The sequence below is a fragment of the Pseudomonas sp. MD330_10 genome (genome assembly GCF_042610415.1).
GTDB lineage: Bacteria > Pseudomonadota > Gammaproteobacteria > Pseudomonadales > Pseudomonadaceae > Aquipseudomonas > Aquipseudomonas rhodesiae.
The window spans coordinates 456,109-475,716 of sequence record NZ_JBHGZU010000002.1; the positions used below are offsets into that span (position 1 = coordinate 456,109).

A 19,608-nucleotide genomic window follows, 5' to 3' on the forward strand; every position below is an offset into this window, starting at 1 on the left:
TAAGGAAGCGCCCATGCTCCGTAAATCCCTTCGCTTCACTGCCCTGTGTGCCGGCCTGCTGCTCGGCGCCAACGCTATGGCCCTGGACCTGGGCAGCCTGTCCCAGGGCGACGCCACTGGCGGACTCAAGGATGCATTGACCCAAGGTGCCCAGATCGCGGTGAAACAACTAGGCGTACCCGGCGGTTTCAGCAACAACCCGGAGGTCAAGATCGGCCTGCCGGGCAAGTTGGGCAAAGTCGCGGACAAGCTGAAGATGTTCGGCATGGGTGATCAGGTCACCCAACTGGAAACCAGCATGAACAAAGCGGCTGAAACGGCTGTGACCCAAGCCCAGCCGATTCTGGTAAACGCTGTGAAAAACATGAGCGTGACCGACGCCAAGGGCATCCTCAGCGGCGGCCAGGATTCGGCCACTCAGTACCTGGACAAAAGCAGTCGCGAAGCCATTCGCGCCAAATTCCTGCCGATCGTCAAGGCTGCCACCGACAAAGTCGGCGTAGCCCAGCAGTACAACGCCCTGGCCGGCAAAGCCGCCGCCTTCGGCGCCGTGGATGCCAAGAGCGCTAATGTCGAGAACTATGTGACCGAACAGGCACTGGACGGTTTGTTCAAGATGATTGCGCAGCAGGAAGAGACGATTCGCAAGAATCCCGCGGCGGCTGCCACCAGTTTGGCGAAGAAAGTATTCGGCGCACTGTAGGCATGCGTCAGCAAACCCCGCACTTATGCAAACGCCCCGATCAGTCGGGGCGTTTGCATTACTGAGCGAGCGAAAAAAACCGTTGGTATCGCAACTGCATCACCAAGTGATTTTGGTCTCAATCGTCGCAGTTTTTTGGCAAGGCTTGGCGTTGTCTTCGCATGGCTTTGCAGGTTCGGGTTTGTGCGAGTGGCAATGCTTATCGCCCCTCTTCGCCTCATTAAACAATGAGTTGAGCCCTAACAACGAAAGCGGGCCTAGGAACACAGGAAAAAACATAGGCAACTCCTCACGAATTCAATGAAACCTTATCCCGCAGCGGCCCCATCAACATGAGAGAGCACCTGCAGATCAGGTAGCCATGTGTGGCAATTCGCTTGTAAACAGTTCCTCTGGCCTGTATTCAAATATCCTGACGCGTCCACAAATAGCGTACAGCAAGACCTCAGTGGATCAGCTCATCTGCCAGTCGTCCCAGCAGAACGGCCGCGAAACAGCAAATCGTCACAGCAGTGGCTCGATCGATGGCAACGGGTGTCAGCCAGTTTCCTCGGCGTCGTTCAAGACGGCTGCCCAGCAGTAACCAGGTCGCGCCAACCGGCACGATCACCATGGCCAGCACAACCATAAACGCCAAGTAGCCTCGCGGACTGCTGAACGCATCGGCGGGCGCGAGGAATGAAGCAATCAATAAACCCTTGGGGTTCATCAACGTCATCAGAAAGAAATAGCGACCTGAAAAACCGTCTCGGTCTAAACGGGTGTTTTCGCTTTTACGCTGCCAAAGCTGATACGAGACGTAGAGTAAGTAGGAGACGGCAACCCATTGCGCGCACCGCATTACCCATGGGGAATAGAACGCGAAATGGATCAGGGCGGCCCCCCACAACGACACCTGCAGCAGATAAGCCGCGCACTCAATCAGCACCAAGCGCCATGCGCCCCGAAATCCGAAGAGCACACCGGCGCGAAAAAGCAATGTGTTAGTCGGCCCGGGGGCAGACAGTAACAACATCAAACTCAAAACTGTGGCCAGCATGCTTACACGTCACCCTTCCTCACTCGGAACCACGCAGCATACAGGGCCGGCAGGAACAATAGGGTCAATGCCGTGGCGACAATCAACCCGCCCATGATCGCCACTGCCATCGGCCCGAAGAACACGCTACGCGACAGCGGGATCATCGCCAGCACCGCTGCCAGGGCCGTCAGCACTATCGGACGGAAGCGTCGGACCGTGGCCTCGATGATCGCCTGCCACGGCGCCAGCCCCGCCTTGATGTCTTGCTCGATCTGATCCACCAGGATCACCGAGTTACGCATGATCATCCCGGACAATGCGATAGTGCCGAGCATCGCCACGAACCCGAAGGGCTGACGGAACACCAACAGAAACAGCGTTACACCGATCAGCCCCAGCGGCGCCGTCAGAAACACCATCGCGGTGCGTGAGAAACTGCGCAATTGCAGCATCAGCAACGTCAACACCACCACGATGAACAGCGGCACACCGGCCTTCACCGAGTTCTGGCCGCGCGCGGAGTCTTCGACGGTGCCGCCGACCTCCAGCAGGTAACCGTCCGGCAATTCGGCGCGCACCTCGGCGAGGGTCGGAAAAATCTGCTGCACCAGGGTCGCCGGTTGTTCCTTGCCGTAGATATCGGCGCGGACGGTCACCGTGGGGAGGCGGTTGCGATGCCAGATCACACCTTCTTCGAAGCCGTACTCAAGGGTGGCGATCTGCGACAGCGCGACGCTTTTACCATTGTCGGTGGGCACCGCCAGGCTGGGGAGCAACGTCAGTTCGGTGCGTTCATGCCGGGTGCCGCGCAGGAGGATTTCGATCAACTCGTTATCCTCCCGGTACTGGCTGACGCTGGAGCCGGTCAGGGAACTCTGGAGGAATTTCGACAGGTTGGCGGTGCTGACGCCCAGCGCCCGGGCGCGGTCCTGATCGATATTGAGGTAGACGATTTTGCTCGGTTCCTCCCAGTCCAGGTGCACGTTAACCACATGAGTATTTTCGCGGACTTTCGCGGCGACCTTGCGGGCCAGGGCGCGCACCTCTTCGATATGTTCCCCCGTCACGCGAAACTGCACCGGGTAACCCACGGGCGGGCCGTTTTCCAGGCGTGTGACACGCGAGCGCAGGTCAGGGAACTGTTCGTTGAGGGTTTCGATCAGCCAGGTGCGCAGGGTTTCGCGCTCCTCGATGGTCTTAGCCAACACCACGAACTGGGCGAAGCTGGTGGCCGGCAACTGCTGATCCAGAGGCAAGTAAAATCGCGGCGAGCCGGTGCCTATATAGGCCACATAATTGTCGATGCCGGCATGCTCTTTGAGCAGCGCCTCCAGGCGTTTGACCTGCTCGGCGGTGTTGCTCAGGGACGCGCCCTCGGCCAATTTCAAATCGACCATCAGTTCCAGGCGACCAGACGCCGGGAAAAATTGTTGCGGCACGAACCGAAACAACGCCACCGAACCGATAAACAGCAGCAGCGTCAGCACGATCACGGTTTTACGCCGATTCACACACCACGCCACCAACCGCCTTACACGCTGATAGAAGGGTGTGCCGTAGGGGTCGGGGCCATCATGGCCGTGTTTGGCGGCATGAATCTTCGCCAGGTCCGGCAGGAGTTTTTCCCCCAGGTAGGGCACGAACACCACGGCGGCCACCCAGGACGCGAGCAGCGCGATGGTCACCACTTGGAATATCGAGCGGGTGTATTCGCCGGTGCTCGACTGGGCCGTCGCGATGGGCAGAAAACCGGCCGCCGTGATCAGCGTACCGGTGAGCATCGGAAACGCGGTGCTGGTCCAGGCAAAACTGGCGGCCTTGAGCCGGTCGTAGCCTTGCTCCATTTTGATCGCCATCATTTCCACGGCGATGATGGCGTCATCGACCAGCAGCCCGAGGGCCAGTACCAGGGCGCCGAGGGAAATCTTGTGCAAGCCGATGCCGAGGTAATACATGGTGGCGAACGTCATCGCCAGCACCAGCGGAATCGCCAGTGCCACTACCATACCGGTGCGCAGTCCCAGGGAGAAAAAGCTCACCAGCAACACGATGGCCAACGCTTCGGCCAGCACCTGGACGAATTCGCCGACTCCGGTTTTGACCGCTGCGGGCTGATCCGACACTTTGCGCAACTGCATGCCCGCCGGAAGGTTCTTCTGAAGACGTGCGAATTCACCCTCAAGCGCCTTGCCCAGCACCAGAATATCGCCGCCCTCGCGCATGGCCACGGCCAGGCCGATGGCGTCTTCGCCCATGTAGCGCATGCGTGGCGCCGGTGGATCGTTGAAGCCACGGTGAATATCAGCTACATCGCCGATACGGAAAGTGCGATCCCCCACGCGAATGGGAAAACTGCGGATTTCGTCCACCGTCTTGAAATTGCCCGACACCCGCAACTGCACACGCTCGCTTGGCGTTTCAAAGAACCCGGCGGTAGTCACCGCGTTCTGTTCCTGCAACGCCTGTTGCACAGCGGCCAAGGGTAAACCCAAGGTGGCGAGTTTGAGGTTGGACAGCTCGATCCAGATCTTCTCGTCCTGCAAACCGAGCAAGTCGACCTTGCCCACATCCGCTACGCGTTGCAGTTGGATCTGGATGCGGTCGGCGTAGTCCTTGAGCACGGCGTAGTCGAAACCATCGCCGGTCAGGGCGTAGATATTGCCGAAGGTGGTGCCGAATTCGTCGTTGAAAAACGGCCCTTGGATATCCGGCGGCAGGGTCTGGCGGATGTCGCTGATTTTCTTGCGCACCTGGTACCACAGTTCGGGTATCTGCGCCGAGCGCATGGCATCACGGGCGACGAAGGTCACCTGGGACTCGCCCGGCCGGGAAAACGAGACAATGCGCTCGTAGTCGCCGGTCTCCATGAGTTTTTTCTCAATGCGCTCGGTGACTTGCCGTGAGACTTCCTGCGCGGTGGCGCCAGGCCAGTTGGTCTTGATCACCATGGCCTTGAAGGTGAAGGGCGGATCTTCGCTCTGCCCCAGCTTGGTGTAGGACAACGTGCCCACCACTGCCAGCAGGATCATCAGGAACAGCACGATCTGGCGATTACGTAGCGCCCATTCGGAAAGATTGAAACCCATTGGGACTACTCCTTGGCCGCCAGATTCACCACACGGTTGGCGCGATCCACCGGGCGCACTGGCTGGCCCTCGTGGAGCACATGCACACCGGCTGCGATAACCCAATCATCGGCGCTCAAGCCCTTCAGCACAGGCACGGTTTTATCGCCGAACGCGCCGATACGCACCGGTGTGCGCTTGAGGGTGTTGTCCGGCTGCACGCGCCAGACGTAGGACTCACCGTTCTCCGCGCTGATGGCAGACAACGGCACGGACAGCGGATTACTGCCGTCGCCCTGTATAAACACGCGAGCGCTCTGGCCGAGTTCCGCCGGGACTTTGCCGCCGGTAAACGCAACGCGCGCAGCAAAAGTACGCGACTTGGGGTCGGCGGCAGGGGACAACTCGCGAATGCGCCCAGCGAAGCGTTGATCCGGCTGGCTCCACAGCTCCACAGACACCGGCTGGCCGATCTTGAAGCGAGCAAAGCCTTGTTCGGGCAGGCTGATCAGCACTTCACGTTCGCCATCGGTGGCCAGGGTGAACACCGTTTGCCCGGCGGACACCACTTGCCCGACTTCCACCGCACGCTTGGCCACCACGCCATCCTGCGGCGCGCGCAACACCGCATAGGCCGCCTGGTTACTGGCCACATCGAACTCGGCTTTGATTTGCTTGAGGCGGGCTTCGCCCGAACGGTAAAGATTTTCGGAATTGTCGTACTGGGACCGGCTGACCATCTGACGATCCAGCAAAGTTTTGTAGCGATCACGCTCGGCACGCACCAAGCTCAAGTTGGCCTGGGCGGCGGCGACCTGAGCGCGGGCGGCGTCCAGTTGCAGGCGCACGTCCTGAGGGTCGAGTTCGGCCAACGCCTGATTGGCCTTGACCCGCTCGCCCTCCTCCACCCAGCGCTTACTGACTTTGCCGCCAATGCGAAAAGCCAGGTCCGGCTCGTAGCGCGCACGCACTTCTCCGGGGTAGCTGTCCGTCGTCTGCGCAGAAGGCTGTGGCTGCACCACCATGGCCGGGCGGATGGTGGTCTGGGGCGCTTCTTCATGACCGCAGGCGGCCAATAGGAGGACCAGACACGAAGGCAACGCAAGGGGCAGGAAAGTGCTGCGCATGCTGAAGGACCTTTCGCAAATGATGCTAGGAATAATTATACTTGCCGGTATGTTATTAATACCAAACTCGCCAGTCCAGTATTAAAGGTGAAAATGTCCGACAATCCTCTGAACACCAATAGCCCCGGGCGTCCCAAGGACATGGCAAAACGCCAGGCAATCCTCGAAGCAGCCAAGTTTCTGTTTTTGAGCAATGGTTACGCCAGCACCAGCATGGACGCGGTGGCCTTGGAGGCTGGCGTGTCGAAACTCACGGTCTACAACCACTTCACCGACAAAGAAACCCTGTTCACCGCCGCCGTCGTGGCCAAGTGCGAGGAACAATTACCGGTGATGTATTTCGAGATGCCCGCGGGTGTACCGGTAGAAACGGTCCTGCTGACCATCGCCCGTGGCTTTCATCGGCTGATCAACAGCGAAGAGTCGGTGAACCTGCATCGGCTGATGATGACCACCGGCAATCAGGACGTGAAACTCTCGCAGATTTTCTTCGAAGCCGGACCCATGCGCATGTTGCAAGGCATGGAACGCCTGCTCAGCACCATTGACCAGAGCGGCGCCCTGAGCATCGATAAACCGTTCAAGGCGGCCGAGCATTTCTTCTGCCTGCTCAAAGGCACGGCGAACTTCTGCCTGCTGTATGGCTGCGGCGGCCAGTTGAGTGAGGAAGCCGCCGAAGCCCATGTGCAGGATGTGGTGGGGTTGTTTATGCGGGCCTACAAGCCATAGCGGTTATCAGGGCTTGAGCGCTTTCTTGGGGTAAATGTCGTAGCGGCTGGACTTGCCATCCAGCGCATGGCTCGGCTTGGGCCCGTCGATACACGGCGCCTTGCGCGGGCGCTTGACCACAACACGGTGACTGGCCAGGGCCAGCGCTGCGGCGAGCAAGGCCGGTGCGTCTGGGTCATCGCCCACCAGCGGGCGGAACAGGCGCATCTCCTTCTTCACTAGGGCGGTTTTCTCACGATGAGGGAACATAGGGTCGAGGTAGATCACCTGGGGAGGCTCGCCCTCCCAGTTGCGCATCACCTCGATGGAGTTGCCCTTGAGCAGCTGCATGCGTGCCACGATCGGCGCCACCTCGAAATCATCCGCGCCGCGCGCCAGGCCGTCTTCGAGCAAAGCGCCAATCAACGGCTGGCGTTCGATCAGGCTCATGTTGCAACCCAGGCTCGCCAGCACAAAGGCGTCCTTGCCCAGGCCCGCCGTGGCGTCCAGCACCCGTGGGCGTACCCCTTGGGCGATGCCCACGGCCTTGGCGATCATCTGCCCACTGCCACCGCCGTATAAACGCCGATGCGCCGCGCCGCCTTCGACAAAGTCCACACGCACCGGCCCCGGCGCGTCCGCCCCCAGTTGCTGCAACTGCAAGCCATGTTCGCCGACCTGCAAGGAAAAATCCGCATCCGCCAGCACTAACGGCAAGCCAAGTTGGGCAGCCCACTGTTCGGCGCGGGCCTGGAAAGCATCGGCCATGGCCTCGACCCGGATGCGGCTGGCCGCTGGTTGTTCGCTCATCAATCGCTACGCTCAAAAATATTAAGGATCGGCCAACACCGGCCGATAAAACCAACAGTCAGGTATTTTGCCAGAGCTGAGCGTCGACCGAAGAAAATGTCAGACATTCTCCCCCTAACCATCGGTGTACTGCCGACCCACAACCACTACGGCTTGCGCAACACTCAAGCGCTGGCCGGTGTGAGTCATGTGTGGCAGGACTTCTTCGCCCGGGCATTGGCCGAGCAGCTCGGCGAAACGCCGGACGCGCCGGCAGCCGAGGCGACGGCACCGCTGGACCCGGCGGTAGAACCCAGCGCAGGCGCAGACCTGTTGTCGCAGATCCTCACCCAGCGTGAGTGCGACGTTAAAGACACCGAAATCGCCCCGCCAGAACCGCTGTTCCTGCCCATCGCCGAATTTGAAACCGAGCTGCTGCCACCGGCTGCGACGCCGTTTCCTGAAGAAGAAATCGTCGCCCAGCAACGTCAGCAGAATTTCGAAAGCGGTTGGGTACGCCCTATCGTGCTGGCCGCCGGGCAGCCGTTGCCGGAGCCAGGCCCCGCGCCGGAACCGCGCGCACTGCACTTGCCAATCGCCGAGTTCGAACTGGACCTGTTGCCACCGCCGCCTACGCCTTACCCCGAAGAAGCGTTGGTGGAGCAGCAAAAAGCCCTGGACTTCGACTACTACTGGGCACGCCCATTGATCACCCACAACCTGCGCCTGGCCGCCTGACCCTCAGCGGCACACCCACCAGCGCCCCATATCGAAGTGGAAGTGATTGCGGTGCGCGGCGTTGTAGTCCGGGCTTAACACCACGTTGAAATCATCACAGGCACTGTCGCGCACCTGACGCAGGAACCGCGCATTGGTGCCCTCCCCTGGCCAATCCTTGAGCACGCTGATACTGCGCCCATCGGCCAAGCGAAAACCGGCGATATCCAGCGCGTTGGCCGAGGCATGCTGGCTCAGTGGCCCGTTGGCACGGTTATACATCGTGCGACAGGCAAAACTGCCCAGATGATCGACTCGCGTCACCGCCTGGCCGAACACCGTCTGCGCCGCCGGTTGCAGGCTATGGCGCTCGAACAGCGCGAACGCCACGGCCAGCGGGCAACTGGCAAGAAAGCTGCTGCTCAATCCCACCCCTGCACCCTGCACGCGCAAGGTGTTGCGCAACGGGCAGGCGACATCGGCGGATGAATCAGCTTGATGGCTCACGCGCAAGCCTGAAGTCTTCAGCACCTGGTCGCACAGCGCCGGGTCGTCCTGCAGACGTCCCAGCTTAAAACGCGTCAACAGGTTTGGGCTGGCGCGCACATCCAGCGGCGCCCATGGATTCCATTCCGGCGCCAACGGCACCCAGCCGCGCCATACACCGACCACCACCGCGCCGCCCAGCATCAGCAGCACGCCCATCACCTTGATAAACCGCATGGGTCAGACCTTGAAAAACTGATTGGCCGTGCTGAAGGGCATGGAGCGCTCGGTAAAGGTAAAGGTGCCCAACTCATAGACCTCCTGGGCCGCGCGATAGAACTCGCCATAGGCCGCCAACGCCATCGCCGAACCCACGCTGATGCGCTTGACGCCCATGGCGCTCAATTGCGCGACGCTGAGTTTCAGCGCACCGGACATCAACACATTCACCGGTTTGGGCGCGACTGCCTTGACCACCGCCAACACCTCATCGGCGGTGCGCAGGCCCGGCGCGTAAAGTACGTCGGCACCGGCCTCGGCGTAGGCTTGCAGGCGGCGGAGGGTATCGGGCAGGTCCAGACGACCGTGCAATAGGTTTTCCGCGCGGGCGGTGAGCATGAACGCAAACGGCAAACTGCGGGCCGCGGTAGCCGCCGCTTGTACACGCTCCACAGACAGGTCGAAGGCATAAATGGGGTCGCCAGAGTGTCCAGTGGCGTCTTCGATGGAACCGCCGACAATCCCCGTGGCCGCTGCACGCAGGATGGTCTGGGCGCAGCCGTCCGGGCTGTCGCTGAAACCGTTTTCCAAGTCGGCCGCCACCGGCAGTGTTGTGGCCTGGGCGATCTGATGCGCGTTGAGCAAGGTGTCGTCCAGAGACAGCGCGCCCTCCGCATCCGGCCTACCAAGGCTGAAGGCATAACCCGCGCTGGTGGTGGCCAAGGCTTCGAACCCCAGGCTGGCAAGCATCACGGCGGAACCTGCGTCCCACGGGTTGGGCATCACGAACGCGCGGTCGCGTTCATGCAGGCGCTTGAAGGTTTCGGCGCGAAGGGTTTGAGCATCCATGGCAAGCTCCTGGCGGGAAAAGGAGCCCTAGAGTAACCCCAGTTGCTCCACTTCGGGCTCGCGATCCAACGTGGGTAATGGTGCAAGGCCAGGCAAGCGTGCCATCAGTTGGGTATGAAAGCGCATGGCCAATTGGGCGGCGAGGCGATTGTCCGAGGTGTGCAGAAACACGTAGGGAGTGCGGCCCTCTTCGATCCAGCCGGCGACTTTTTCAATCCAAGGCACCAGAAACGGGTCGTTGGCCTCCAGCTCCGGATGGCCAATGAAGCGCACCTGCGGAAACTGAGTCAGCGCAGCCGGCCGCGGCGGCACTTTGGGCTTTTTCGATTGCGCATGCAGCACCGCCGGCGACGTCGAGGTGCAACTGAACAGCGCCCTGGGGTCCAGGCAGATACGCTCGACACCCCGGTCGCGCAACAGGCGGTTAAGCATGCGCTCGGCATCGCCCTTGGCGAAAAATTCCGGATGGCGCACTTCCACCGCCATCGGACGCTCCAGGCCGTCGATAAACCCAGCCAGTTCCGCCAGACGCTGCGGCGAGAACGCAGCCGACAGTTGCAGCCACAACGGAGCTACACGTTCACCCAACGGGCTCATCAGGCCGACGAAACTTTCCGCCGCCGGTAATTGCTCACGCAAATCGCCCCCGTGGCTGATATCCCCGGGGAATTTGGCGGTAAAGCGAAAATCGGCGGGCATGATTTCGGCCCAGCGCTGCACGGTGGCGGCCGAGGGGCGAGCGTAGAATGTGGTGTTGCCTTCAACGGCGTTGAAGACCTGAGAATAGAGGGCGAGGTAATCGCTGGCGCGAGCATCGGCTGGGTACAGGTACTCGCGCCAGGCGTTTTCACTCCAGGACGGGCAACCGAGGTAGTAAGGCAGAAGCATCAGATATGAACGTCGAGACCCAGCACTTCCATATCCCACTCGACAAAACCGGCGGTGGTCAGGTAACTGGCCAAGGCGGTGGCAACGCTTTTGCTCATGGAGCGGGGGAAGACCATATCCTGCTGACGGGCAGGCAGGCCGCTGATACGCGCACTGCCAGCACCTTGCGTAGCGGTCGCCGCCTCGGACTGGACTTCGATGAAGTCCGGCGAATCTTCGACCGAATCGTCTACCGTCACGCTCGCCTTGCGCGGCTTACGTTTGAGGGGGTACGACTGTGAGGAAAATCCGTCTATACGCATCGATGCGAACTCGCTATCAGTGATGGCATTTTAGTGGCGACTTCCGTTGCGCGCAAATGCTCTGGTGATAACTAGAACACATAATTTGAAAAAGGTTTAAAACCAAGGGCAAATTCTGACGATTGGCGAAAGTTGCCATCACTTTGGCGTCAAATCAGCCCGCGTTCGGCCTTGGTTTGCGCCACTTTATCGCGCAAGTACACCGGCGCCGCCTGATCGGCTGGGATCGCTTCACCGCGCTCGAAGGCAAAACGCGCCAGGGTCAGCAGGTCTTCGGCATGGGGCAACATGGCAGCGTCCTGGCCGGCCAGTTTCACCGCAATGCGCTCCCCATACCCCCAACCTGTGCCCGCGCCGAACCAATCGCCGCTGGCATCCTCCGGCAGTGCCGACGCTTCGGGCGGCTGCACCGCTTCCGCGCCGACCAGGCGCATTTCACCGGCCACCGCGCGGTAACAGCCCCAGTAGACTTCGTCCATCCGCGCGTCGATGGCGGCCGCTACCTGCGACGCGCCCTGCTCACGCAACGCGCGCTGGGCCAATACGGCAAGGTTGGAGACCGGCAACACCGGGCGTTCCAGGGCAAAGGCCAGGCCTTGCACCACGCCGATAGCAATGCGCACACCGGTAAAGGCGCCCGGGCCGCGACCAAAAGCAATAGCGTCCACCGCCGCTAAAGTGGTGCCGGCATCTTCGAGCAGTTGCTTGATCATCGGCAACAGCTTTTGCGCGTGCAGGCGTGGGATCACCTCGTAGTGGCTGGTTACTTTGCCATCGTGCAGCAAGGCAACGGAGCAAGCTTCGGTTGCGGTGTCCAGGGCCAGCAGGGTGCTCATCGGTGTCGGTGTCCAAGTCGAAAAAAAGTGCGCCAGTATAAACAACAACGGCCCGCAAGCGGGCCGTTGTATGAGACGCCGATCAGGTGATCAGCTCAGGGCTTGCATCACCTTGGCGGTGATCGCTTCCACCGAACCGACGCCAGGGATATGGCTGTACTTCGGCTTGCCGTTGGCAGCGGACAGCTTCTGGTAGAAATCCACCAGCGGCTTAGTCTGGGAATGGTAGACCGACAGGCGATGACGCACGGTTTCTTCGGTGTCGTCCTTGCGCTGTACCAGGTCTTCGCCGGTGACATCGTCTTTGCCTTCAACTTTCGGCGGGTTGTAGACGGTGTGGTACACGCGGCCCGAGGCCTCGTGAACGCGACGGCCTGCGATACGCTGGACAATTTCTTCGTCTTCCACCGCGATTTCAACCACGGCGTCCAGCTCGACACCGGCCGTGACCAAAGCTTCGGCCTGAGGAATGGTGCGCGGGAAACCGTCGAACAGGAAACCGTTGGCACAGTCAGGCTGCGCGATACGGTCCTTGACCAGGGCAATGATCAGGTCATCGGAAACCAGGCCACCGGCGTCCATGATGCTCTTGGCCTTGATGCCCAGCTCGGTGCCTGCTTTTACCGCAGCGCGCAGCATGTCACCGGTGGAGATTTGTGGAATGCCGAATTTTTCAGTGATGAACTTTGCCTGAGTACCTTTACCGGCCCCGGGAGCTCCCAGCAGAATGACGCGCATCGATGTGCTCCTCAATTTTTTATAGAGATGACGCTCGGATTCGCCGCGTGGGGCCAATCGCGTAAAAATGTGATTCGGGCCGCCCAAACGGCCAAAGGCTGATCAAGATACACAGCAGGCCCTAACCACACAAGCCGCCAAAAGTCGGAAGAACCCGCGCCGCGCATGCGTCATAGGTAGGGTATTCCAGAGTGCAACCCTGCCCCTTGAACGATGACCGCCCGGTTCCGGGCGGCCAGCGTGGTTCAAGCGCAAGCCATTGAGAACATGCGAAAAACCTCAGCCGGTGTTGCGCAAGCCGGCCGCGATACCGGCCACGGACACCAGCAGCGCCTGTTCCAGAGGGCTGTCCTGCGCGGCTTCCTGCCGGCGCGAGCGCGCCAGCAGCTCGGCCTGCAACAGATGCAAGGGGTCAAGGTAGGTGTTGCGCAGGCGGATGAACTCCAGGGTGTCAGGGCTGTGGGCCAGCAGTTGCGACTGGCCGGTCAGACCGAGCACCACCGAGCACGCCTGCGACAATAGGTCGCGTAAGTGCGCACCTAATGGCAACAAATCGGGCTGCACCAGACGCTCATCATAGAGACGCGCGATATCGGCATCGGCCTTGGCCAGCACCATTTCCAGCATATCGATGCGGGTGCGGAAGAACGGCCACTGTTCGCGCATCTGCCCCAGCAATTCACCTTCACCCCGCGCCAGGGCATTGCTCAACGCCGCCTCCCAGCCGAGCCACGCCGGCAGCATCAAGCGCGTCTGGGTCCAACCGAAGATCCAGGGGATGGCGCGCAGGCTTTCGATACCGCCCGCACGCCGCTTGGCTGGACGGCTGCCCAGCGGCAGGCGGCCCAGCTCCTGTTCGGGGGTGGACTGGCGGAAATACTCGACGAATTGCGGATTTTCTCGCACCACCGCGCGGTAAGCCCTCACACCATCCGAGGCCAATTCGTCCATCAAATGACGCCAGGCCGGCTCGGGCGGTGGCGGCGGCAACAGCGTTGCTTCCAGCACCGCAGCCAAGTAAAGGTTGAGGTTCTGCTCCGCGATGTCCGGCAGACCGAACTTGAAGCGGATCATTTCGCCTTGTTCGGTGGTGCGGAAACGCCCGGCCACCGAGCCTGGTGGCTGCGACAGGATCGCCGCGTGGGCCGGGCCGCCGCCACGGCCCACGGTGCCACCGCGACCATGGAACAACAGCAGCTCCACTTGCTGTTCGCGGCAAATATCCACCAGGCGCTCCTGCGCCCGGTATTGCGCCCAGGCGGCAGCGGTGGTGCCGGCGTCCTTGGCCGAGTCGGAGTAGCCGATCATCACTTCCTGCGGGCCTTGCAGACGCGCGCGATAACCCGGCAGTTGCAACAATTGCTCGATCACCGGGCCGGCGTTATCCAGGTCGGCCAGGGTTTCGAACAGCGGCACCACGCGCATTGGCCGCTGTACACCCGACTCTTTAAGCAGCAATTGCACCGCCAGCACATCCGACGCCGCACCGGCCATGGAGATGACATACGAGCCCAACGAAGCCGCCGGGGCCGCGGCAATTTCCTTACAGGTGTTGAGCACTTCGGCGGTGTCGGCCGACGGTTTGAAATACCCCGGCAGCAACGGACGACGGTTAGTCAACTCCTTCATCAAGAAGCTGATGCGCGCGTCCTCATCCCAGTCTTCGTAGCGACCCAGGCCGAGGTAATCGGTGATCTCCGTCATGGCTGCGGAGTGTCGGCTGGAATCCTGGCGGACATCCAGACGCACCAGGAACAGGCCAAACGTCACGGCGCGGCGCAGGCAATCGAGCAGCGGCCCGTCGGCGATCACGCCCATGCCGCATTCATGCAGCGACTGATAGCACAGCTCCAGCGGCTCAAGCAGGTCACGGTTGTTCTGCAACACCTCAGCGGGCGCCGGTGTGCTGCTGCTCAACGCGGTGTGGGCCCATTGCCGCGTGGCGCGCAAGCGGTCGCGCAGTTGCTTGAGCACGGCCCGGTACGGCTCGACGCTGTCGCCGACCTTGGCCTGCAACGCTGGGCTGGCGTGGCGCATGGACAGCTCGGAAGCCAACTGATCGATATCGCGCAGGTACAGGTCGGCCGCCATCCACCGCGCCAGCAGCAAGACTTCGCGGGTGACCGGCGCGGTGACATTCGGGTTGCCGTCACGGTCGCCGCCCATCCACGATGCAAAGCGAATCGGCGCCGCTTCCAGGGGCAGGCGCAGGCCGGTGGCCGCGTGCAACGCCTGATCGGCCTTGCGCAAATAGTTGGGAATGGCGTGCCACAGCGAATGCTCGATCACCGCAAAGCCCCATTTGGCTTCGTCCACGGGTGTGGGGCGGGTGCGGCGGATTTCTTCGGTGTGCCAGGCTTCGGCGATCAACCGTTGCAGGCGTTGGCGGATCTGCTCGCGCTCGGCGGTGGTGAGGTCGCGGTGGTCTTGCAGCGCCAACTGCGCGGCGATGGCGTCGTACTTCTGGATCAAGGTGCGGCGCGCCACTTCAGTCGGGTGGGCGGTGAGGACCAGCTCGATTTCCACGCGCGCCAACTGGCGGGCCAGGGATTCGTTGCTGTGGCCTTCGCGTTGCAGGCGCGCCAGCAGCTCGGGCAGCACGCGCGCCTCGAAGGGTGCCGGTTGCGACTCATCGCGGCGGTGAATCAATTGATACTGCTCGGCGATATTGGCCAGATTGAGAAACTGGTTGAAAGCCCGCGCCACCGGCAGCAGTTCGTCTTCCTGCAACTGATTGAGGCTGGCGCTCAGTTCATCGCCGGCGGTTTTCTCAGAGTCGGCGCCACGCCGATCGGCCTTGGCGCCTTTGCGGATCTGCTCGATCTTGTCGAGAAAATCATCGCCGTACTGCTCTCGAATGGTGTTGCCCAACAGCTCACCCAGCAGGTGAACATCCTCACGCAAGCGTGCATCGATATCACTCATCAGCCAATCTCCAGCCAGAAATCCGGGACGCGCAGATCTGCCAGAGTGCCGCCCGCGTTGTTTTATGACAAGACTTTAAACCTTGTGGGTTGCAGCTAGTCTCAACCGTAAGCCGTCGCGATAGGCGAACGGCTGGTCACTCATCACCGCCCGCTTGCCGTGGGTTTTATTGAGGTTGCCATGAAAATCCGAGAATTGGCCCAGCATTGGGAAGAGAACGCCAAGGGTCGCTTGACCAAGACCGAATATGCGATCCACCTGGACGTGGAGTCCGCCGCCCGGCTGGCGGCCATCGCCGAGATGTACCCCAAGCGCAACACCGAAGAGCTGCTGGGCGAGCTGATCGGCGCCGCCCTTGAAGAGCTGGAAGCCAGCTTTCCCTATATCAAAGGTCAGCAGGTGATTGCGACCGATGAAGAGGGCGACCCGCTGTACGAAGACGTCGGCCCGACCCCGCGCTTTTTGTCGCTGTCGCGTCGCTATCTCCATGATTTGTCTACCAGTGCGGACGAATCGAAGCACTGATCTGCTGTCGTTTAATCCACCCTCCCCTTGTATTCCGGGCCTATTGCAGGCCCGAAATACTTCCTGGCACTGCAAAAGTTCCAATTTTTTTCGCTGACCGCTCAGTCAGTTATTTTTTTAGGCAAATCGCCATCTCGTCTGAACTTTTGAAAAAAGCCTCCGGTCACAGCCAGTAAGCCATCACTTGGAACGGCCGTTTGAAAGAGCACCAGGCGCTTTACGACCGGGCTCGCAGCCGTTCACTGACTGAGATGGATTTTGATGTTTTTCAGGAGTTATCCAATGGAGTTGAAGACGATGAAGACCAGCACTGCCAAATCCTCGTTTAACCATCTGCGCGGGCTTAAATTGGCCGCGCTGGCAATCGGTACCAGCTTCGTTCTGGCTGGCTGCGCCGGTAACCCTCCGACTGAGCAGTACGCAGTGACCCAGTCGGCGGTCAACAGCGCTGTCAGCGCCGGTGGCACCGAGTACGCCGCTGTAGAAATGAAGTCGGCTCAGGACAAGCTCAAAGAAGCTGAAATCGCGATGCACGACAAAAACTACGAGAAGGCTCGTATGTTGGCTGAGCAAGCCGAGTGGGACGCCCGTGTCGCAGAACGTAAAGCCCAGGCTGCCAAAGCTGAGCAAGCGGTAAAGGATTCCCAGAAGGCCGTTGACGAGTTGCGTAAGGAAGGTATGCGCCCGGCTGCTATCCAGCAGAAATAAACCGAGCCCCTTGATCGCACCGCACCCGATACTGAATTGAAAGGACGACACGATTATGCGTAAACAACTGATGATCCCTGCCCTGTTGGCAATGAGCGTTGCCTTGGCGGCCTGCTCCACCCCGCCGAACGCCAACCTGGAAAACGCCCGCACCAACTTCTCCGCCCTGCAAACCAACCCTCAAGCCACCAAGCTTGCGGCGCTGGAAACCAAGGACGCTCAGGAATGGCTGGATAAGGCCGACAAAGCCTACCGCGACAAGGAAGACCAGAAGAAGGTCGACCAGTTGGCTTACCTGACCAATCAGCGCGTTGAAGTGGCCAAAGACACCATCGCCCTGCGCGAATCCGAAGCCAAGCTGAAAAACGCCGGTGACGAACGCGCTCGCGCCCTGCTGGATGCTCGCGATGCGCAGATCAAGCAGCTGCAGGATAGCCTGAACGCCAAGCAGACCGATCGCGGCACGCTGGTGACTTTCGGTGACGTACTGTTCGCCACCAACAAATCCGACCTGAAATCCAGTGGTCTGGTGAATATCACCAAACTGGCTCAGTTCCTGCGCGACAATCCAGATCGTAAAGTGATCGTCGAAGGCTACACCGACAGCACCGGTTCCGATTCCTACAACCAGAGCCTGTCGGAGCGCCGTGCAGCGTCCGTACAACGCGCACTGGCTCAACAAGGTGTGGATATTTCGCGCATCGTGACCCAGGGCTATGGCAAGGAATATCCGGTTGCCGACAATAGCAGTGCATCGGGCCGCGCCATGAACCGCCGCGTTGAAGTGACCATCTCCAACGACAACCAACCGGTCAAGCCACGTTCGTCGATGGCGAACTGATTGATTGAGCTTGGATAGAAAAACCCACCTTACGGTGGGTTTTTTTTCGGTTCGCCAAACTCGATAGTGCGATGAGTATCCTCAGCGGGCATCTCAATTCTGGAACCGTAGGTATTTTGCGATAGCTTGTCCATCAGTTGCGCAAGCTCATGATCCCGAGCATCTCGCCTTTCTAGCGTCTGATGCCCTCTGATCATGTCCAGCATATTGTCGATTGCAGCAATCCGTATCGCCACGTTCTCAGCCTCGATCTGTGTAAGCAACTCCGCTTTCTGTGGTTTGAATACGCGATAGGGTTCCAGTTAATTCCGTCGCCAGTGACTACCGCCAGCGCCAACTTGTTCGTGGACTGATCGCTACAAGCGCGATAAAAAGCCCATCGGCGAGAGCTGCTTTTGTGAGACGGCAGTCAGAAAGATACCGGGGTGTTCCCCTGATAGTCTCCCTGCTGGATTTGAGAGGCAGACTGCGCGCCAGATTGACCGTCTTGCTGAGCGTTGCCGCTTTGAGCTTCTTGACCGCTCTTTGCCCCTTCATTCTTTTTTTGTTCAAGTAGCTTATTCAGCAGCTTCAAAAGCTCCTCAAGGGTTTCGCCGCCACCTGCACCACTGCTTCCCGATCCACCTTGGGAACCTTGCAATTGCAGTTGTTGAATTTTGTTTCGTGTATCTTGGATCTGCTGATCGAGACTATCTTGCCCCACTGCGCCGGCATAGCCCGCATTCCCAACACTCGACGGTCCATTAATAGCTGCCATAGATGCTAACTCCACATAACTGAAATAAAGACCGATCAGTGATACCAATCAGTCCAGAATCTGTGGCCGGTTAATCGAGATAGTTCCGGGTTGCGCAGGTTTACCATTGCACTGAAGACTTAATCACCAAGTCTCGTGGCGTTTTCCCACAACAATGATGTGAAAGCTTACTGCTGCAACTGCGGCGTTTCCTGCCCCATGCAGCGCACGGCTTGCTTCTTGTTGTTCACCAGCACGCCACTCAAGCCTTTCTGCTCAGTATCAAACATCACCAGCACGCCATCGACGCATTGCGCCACTTGGGCGGCCGGAGTCAGGGAGATCTTGTAATCCTCGCCCGGCACGGTCTTGAGCATGGTGAAGTCACTGAGCAGCAACGCATCTTCCGGTTTGGCGAAGTGCAGGTAGCCGTAGTACCACAGGCAACCGACGGTACCGATGATGGTGCCGATGCCGGTGAGGATCAGCGGGATCATGTTGCGTTCTTCGCTCATTGCGGGCTCTCTGATGGATCAACGTTAGGAGTCGGATAGTTTGGAATTTCGCCCAGGCGCCGTAGGCCATTGAAATGTTGCGGGTCATCCAGATAGCGCAGCATCACGGTTTGCCAGGTTTTATCGGCAAAGGTCTGCACATGCCCGCCACGGGTCAATTGCAAGACTCTGGGCGGCGGCGCCGCCTGATACAAGCGGATGCCATTGGCCACGGGCACGATCGGGTCATCGAGGCTGTGAAACAACAGTTTCGGCACGCCACTCAACTGGGGCATGGCGTTGATCGCACTGTCCGCGTCGGGCACGAGCCAGGATAAGGGCACTTGCAATGGCCATGTTAGCCAGGAGGTGCTCAGCGCGAATTGTCCTACGTCACGATAACTAGCCGGTACGCCGTCCAGCACCAGCGCTTTGAGCTGGGCCTGACGCTGCGGGTGCGCCGCCAAGTAATGCACGGCCAGCGCGCCGCCCAGGCTTTGGCCGAGCACAATCAGCGGCTGCCCCTGGGTTTCGGGGGCCTTGTCGAGCCAGCTGAAAGCCGCGTCCACGTCCTGATAAATCGCCGGCAATGAGGGCTTGCCTTCCGACAGCCCATAACCGCGATAGTCCAGCAGCAACACTTGATACCCCTGCTCCGGTAACCACCAACTGCCGCCCAGATGCCAGGCCAAATTGCCACCGTTGCCGTGCAGGTGCAGCACCGTGCCCTTGAGCGGCACGCCGGGCTTGGCCGGCAACCACCAAGCATGCAGCTTGACGCCATCGGCAGTGGTCAAGGTGACGTCGCGGTAGTCCAAGTGTGCTTTTTGTGGCGTGAACGGCAGGCCGGGTTCGGGGTAGAACAGCAGCGAGCTACAGCCGTTCAGTGTGAGGAGCAGGCACAGAATGCCGAGGATTCTCATCCGTTGAA

The 19,608-nt window shown here is 60.3% G+C and carries 20 protein-coding genes; 6 read left to right on the forward strand and 14 right to left on the reverse strand.

Annotated features, from left to right (window positions below):
• The first annotated feature begins 13 nt into the window (after positions 1 to 13).
• Positions 14 to 703 carry a DUF4197 domain-containing protein gene (locus tag ACFZPT_RS05205; protein ID WP_034137230.1) on the forward strand — a complete coding sequence of 230 codons (690 nt, stop codon included), beginning with the start codon at positions 14 to 16 and terminating at the stop codon, positions 701 to 703.
• A 445-nt stretch (positions 704 to 1,148) separates the two neighbouring features.
• Here ACFZPT_RS05205 and ACFZPT_RS05210 read toward each other — a convergent pair whose 3' ends face one another.
• The 3 genes from ACFZPT_RS05210 to ACFZPT_RS05220 are packed head-to-tail and all read right to left on the reverse strand — an operon-like array spanning position 1,149 to position 5,916.
• Entirely contained in the window at positions 1,149 to 1,742 is a 594-nt protein-coding gene (locus ACFZPT_RS05210) for a LysE family translocator (RefSeq protein ID WP_099312721.1), read from the reverse strand.
• A gap of 2 nt (positions 1,743 to 1,744) precedes the next feature.
• Positions 1,745 to 4,810 (reverse strand): efflux RND transporter permease subunit, encoded by a 3,066-nt coding sequence (locus ACFZPT_RS05215; protein ID WP_034096219.1) that lies wholly within the window; start codon positions 4,808 to 4,810, stop codon positions 1,745 to 1,747.
• A gap of 5 nt (positions 4,811 to 4,815) precedes the next feature.
• The gene (locus ACFZPT_RS05220) at positions 4,816 to 5,916 is read right to left on the reverse strand and encodes an efflux RND transporter periplasmic adaptor subunit (protein WP_099312723.1); all 1,101 of its coding nucleotides are present in this window, start codon (positions 5,914 to 5,916) and stop codon (positions 4,816 to 4,818) included.
• 93 nt (positions 5,917 to 6,009) lie between these two features.
• Here ACFZPT_RS05220 and ACFZPT_RS05225 point away from each other — a divergent pair, with 93 nt between their 5' ends.
• Positions 6,010 to 6,645 (forward strand): TetR/AcrR family transcriptional regulator, encoded by a 636-nt coding sequence (locus ACFZPT_RS05225; RefSeq protein WP_034096217.1) that lies wholly within the window; start codon positions 6,010 to 6,012, stop codon positions 6,643 to 6,645.
• A 6-nt stretch (positions 6,646 to 6,651) separates the two neighbouring features.
• On the opposite strand, the gene ACFZPT_RS05230 is transcribed toward ACFZPT_RS05225, so the two are convergent.
• On the reverse strand, positions 6,652 to 7,434 hold the full coding sequence (locus ACFZPT_RS05230) for a class I SAM-dependent methyltransferase (RefSeq protein ID WP_034096216.1): 783 nt from the start codon (positions 7,432 to 7,434) through the stop codon (positions 6,652 to 6,654).
• Between the two features lie 96 nt (positions 7,435 to 7,530).
• On the opposite strand from ACFZPT_RS05230, the gene ACFZPT_RS05235 reads away from it, so the two are divergent.
• A complete protein-coding gene (locus ACFZPT_RS05235) occupies positions 7,531 to 8,151 on the forward strand; it encodes an energy transducer TonB (RefSeq protein ID WP_099312725.1) in 621 nt (206 codons plus the stop codon).
• Positions 8,152 to 8,154: 3 nt separating this feature from the next.
• Here ACFZPT_RS05235 and ACFZPT_RS05240 read toward each other — a convergent pair whose 3' ends face one another.
• The 7 genes from ACFZPT_RS05240 to ppc all read right to left on the reverse strand — a co-directional run bounded on the left by ACFZPT_RS05240 (position 8,155) and on the right by ppc (position 15,373).
• Positions 8,155 to 8,853, reverse strand: coding sequence for an extensin family protein (locus ACFZPT_RS05240; protein ID WP_034096214.1), 699 nt, complete (start codon positions 8,851 to 8,853; stop codon positions 8,155 to 8,157).
• Positions 8,854 to 8,856: 3 nt separating this feature from the next.
• Positions 8,857 to 9,684 (reverse strand): oxaloacetate decarboxylase, encoded by an 828-nt coding sequence (locus ACFZPT_RS05245; protein ID WP_034096213.1) that lies wholly within the window; start codon positions 9,682 to 9,684, stop codon positions 8,857 to 8,859.
• 27 nt (positions 9,685 to 9,711) lie between these two features.
• Positions 9,712 to 10,572, reverse strand: coding sequence for a DUF72 domain-containing protein (locus ACFZPT_RS05250; RefSeq protein WP_099312727.1), 861 nt, complete (start codon positions 10,570 to 10,572; stop codon positions 9,712 to 9,714).
• On the reverse strand, positions 10,572 to 10,874 hold the full coding sequence (locus ACFZPT_RS05255) for a hypothetical protein (protein WP_034096211.1): 303 nt from the start codon (positions 10,872 to 10,874) through the stop codon (positions 10,572 to 10,574). Before ACFZPT_RS05255 ends, ACFZPT_RS05250 begins: the two co-directional genes overlap by 1 nt.
• Before the next feature lie 149 nt (positions 10,875 to 11,023).
• Entirely contained in the window at positions 11,024 to 11,710 is a 687-nt protein-coding gene (gene tsaB, locus ACFZPT_RS05260) for a tRNA (adenosine(37)-N6)-threonylcarbamoyltransferase complex dimerization subunit type 1 TsaB (RefSeq protein ID WP_034096210.1), read from the reverse strand.
• 90 nt (positions 11,711 to 11,800) lie between these two features.
• A complete protein-coding gene (adk, locus tag ACFZPT_RS05265) occupies positions 11,801 to 12,448 on the reverse strand; it encodes an adenylate kinase (protein WP_034096209.1) in 648 nt (215 codons plus the stop codon).
• 279 nt (positions 12,449 to 12,727) lie between these two features.
• On the reverse strand, positions 12,728 to 15,373 hold the full coding sequence (gene ppc, locus ACFZPT_RS05270) for a phosphoenolpyruvate carboxylase (protein ID WP_099312729.1): 2,646 nt from the start codon (positions 15,371 to 15,373) through the stop codon (positions 12,728 to 12,730).
• A gap of 180 nt (positions 15,374 to 15,553) precedes the next feature.
• On the opposite strand from ppc, the gene ACFZPT_RS05275 reads away from it, so the two are divergent.
• From ACFZPT_RS05275 to ACFZPT_RS05285, 3 genes are all read left to right on the forward strand, one after another.
• Complete coding sequence (locus ACFZPT_RS05275) at positions 15,554 to 15,898, forward strand: hypothetical protein (RefSeq protein ID WP_034096207.1); 345 nt, start codon at positions 15,554 to 15,556, stop codon at positions 15,896 to 15,898.
• 282 nt (positions 15,899 to 16,180) lie between these two features.
• Positions 16,181 to 16,606 (forward strand): DUF4398 domain-containing protein, encoded by a 426-nt coding sequence (locus tag ACFZPT_RS05280; protein ID WP_034096206.1) that lies wholly within the window; start codon positions 16,181 to 16,183, stop codon positions 16,604 to 16,606.
• 55 nt (positions 16,607 to 16,661) lie between these two features.
• Positions 16,662 to 17,447, forward strand: a complete 786-nt coding sequence (locus ACFZPT_RS05285) for an OmpA family protein (RefSeq protein ID WP_034096205.1) — start codon at positions 16,662 to 16,664, stop codon at positions 17,445 to 17,447.
• Positions 17,448 to 17,856: 409 nt separating this feature from the next.
• Here the strand turns inward: ACFZPT_RS05285 and ACFZPT_RS05290 are convergent, their stop codons facing one another.
• The 3 genes from ACFZPT_RS05290 to ACFZPT_RS05300 form a co-directional block, all read right to left on the reverse strand.
• Entirely contained in the window at positions 17,857 to 18,204 is a 348-nt protein-coding gene (locus ACFZPT_RS05290; RefSeq protein ID WP_379554981.1) for a hypothetical protein, read from the reverse strand.
• A 167-nt stretch (positions 18,205 to 18,371) separates the two neighbouring features.
• The gene (locus tag ACFZPT_RS05295; RefSeq protein WP_003172217.1) at positions 18,372 to 18,698 is read right to left on the reverse strand and encodes a hypothetical protein; all 327 of its coding nucleotides are present in this window, start codon (positions 18,696 to 18,698) and stop codon (positions 18,372 to 18,374) included.
• Positions 18,695 to 19,600 (reverse strand): alpha/beta hydrolase, encoded by a 906-nt coding sequence (locus ACFZPT_RS05300; RefSeq protein WP_094064773.1) that lies wholly within the window; start codon positions 19,598 to 19,600, stop codon positions 18,695 to 18,697. Before ACFZPT_RS05300 ends, ACFZPT_RS05295 begins: the two co-directional genes overlap by 4 nt.
• Between the last annotated feature and the right edge of the window lie 8 nt (positions 19,601 to 19,608).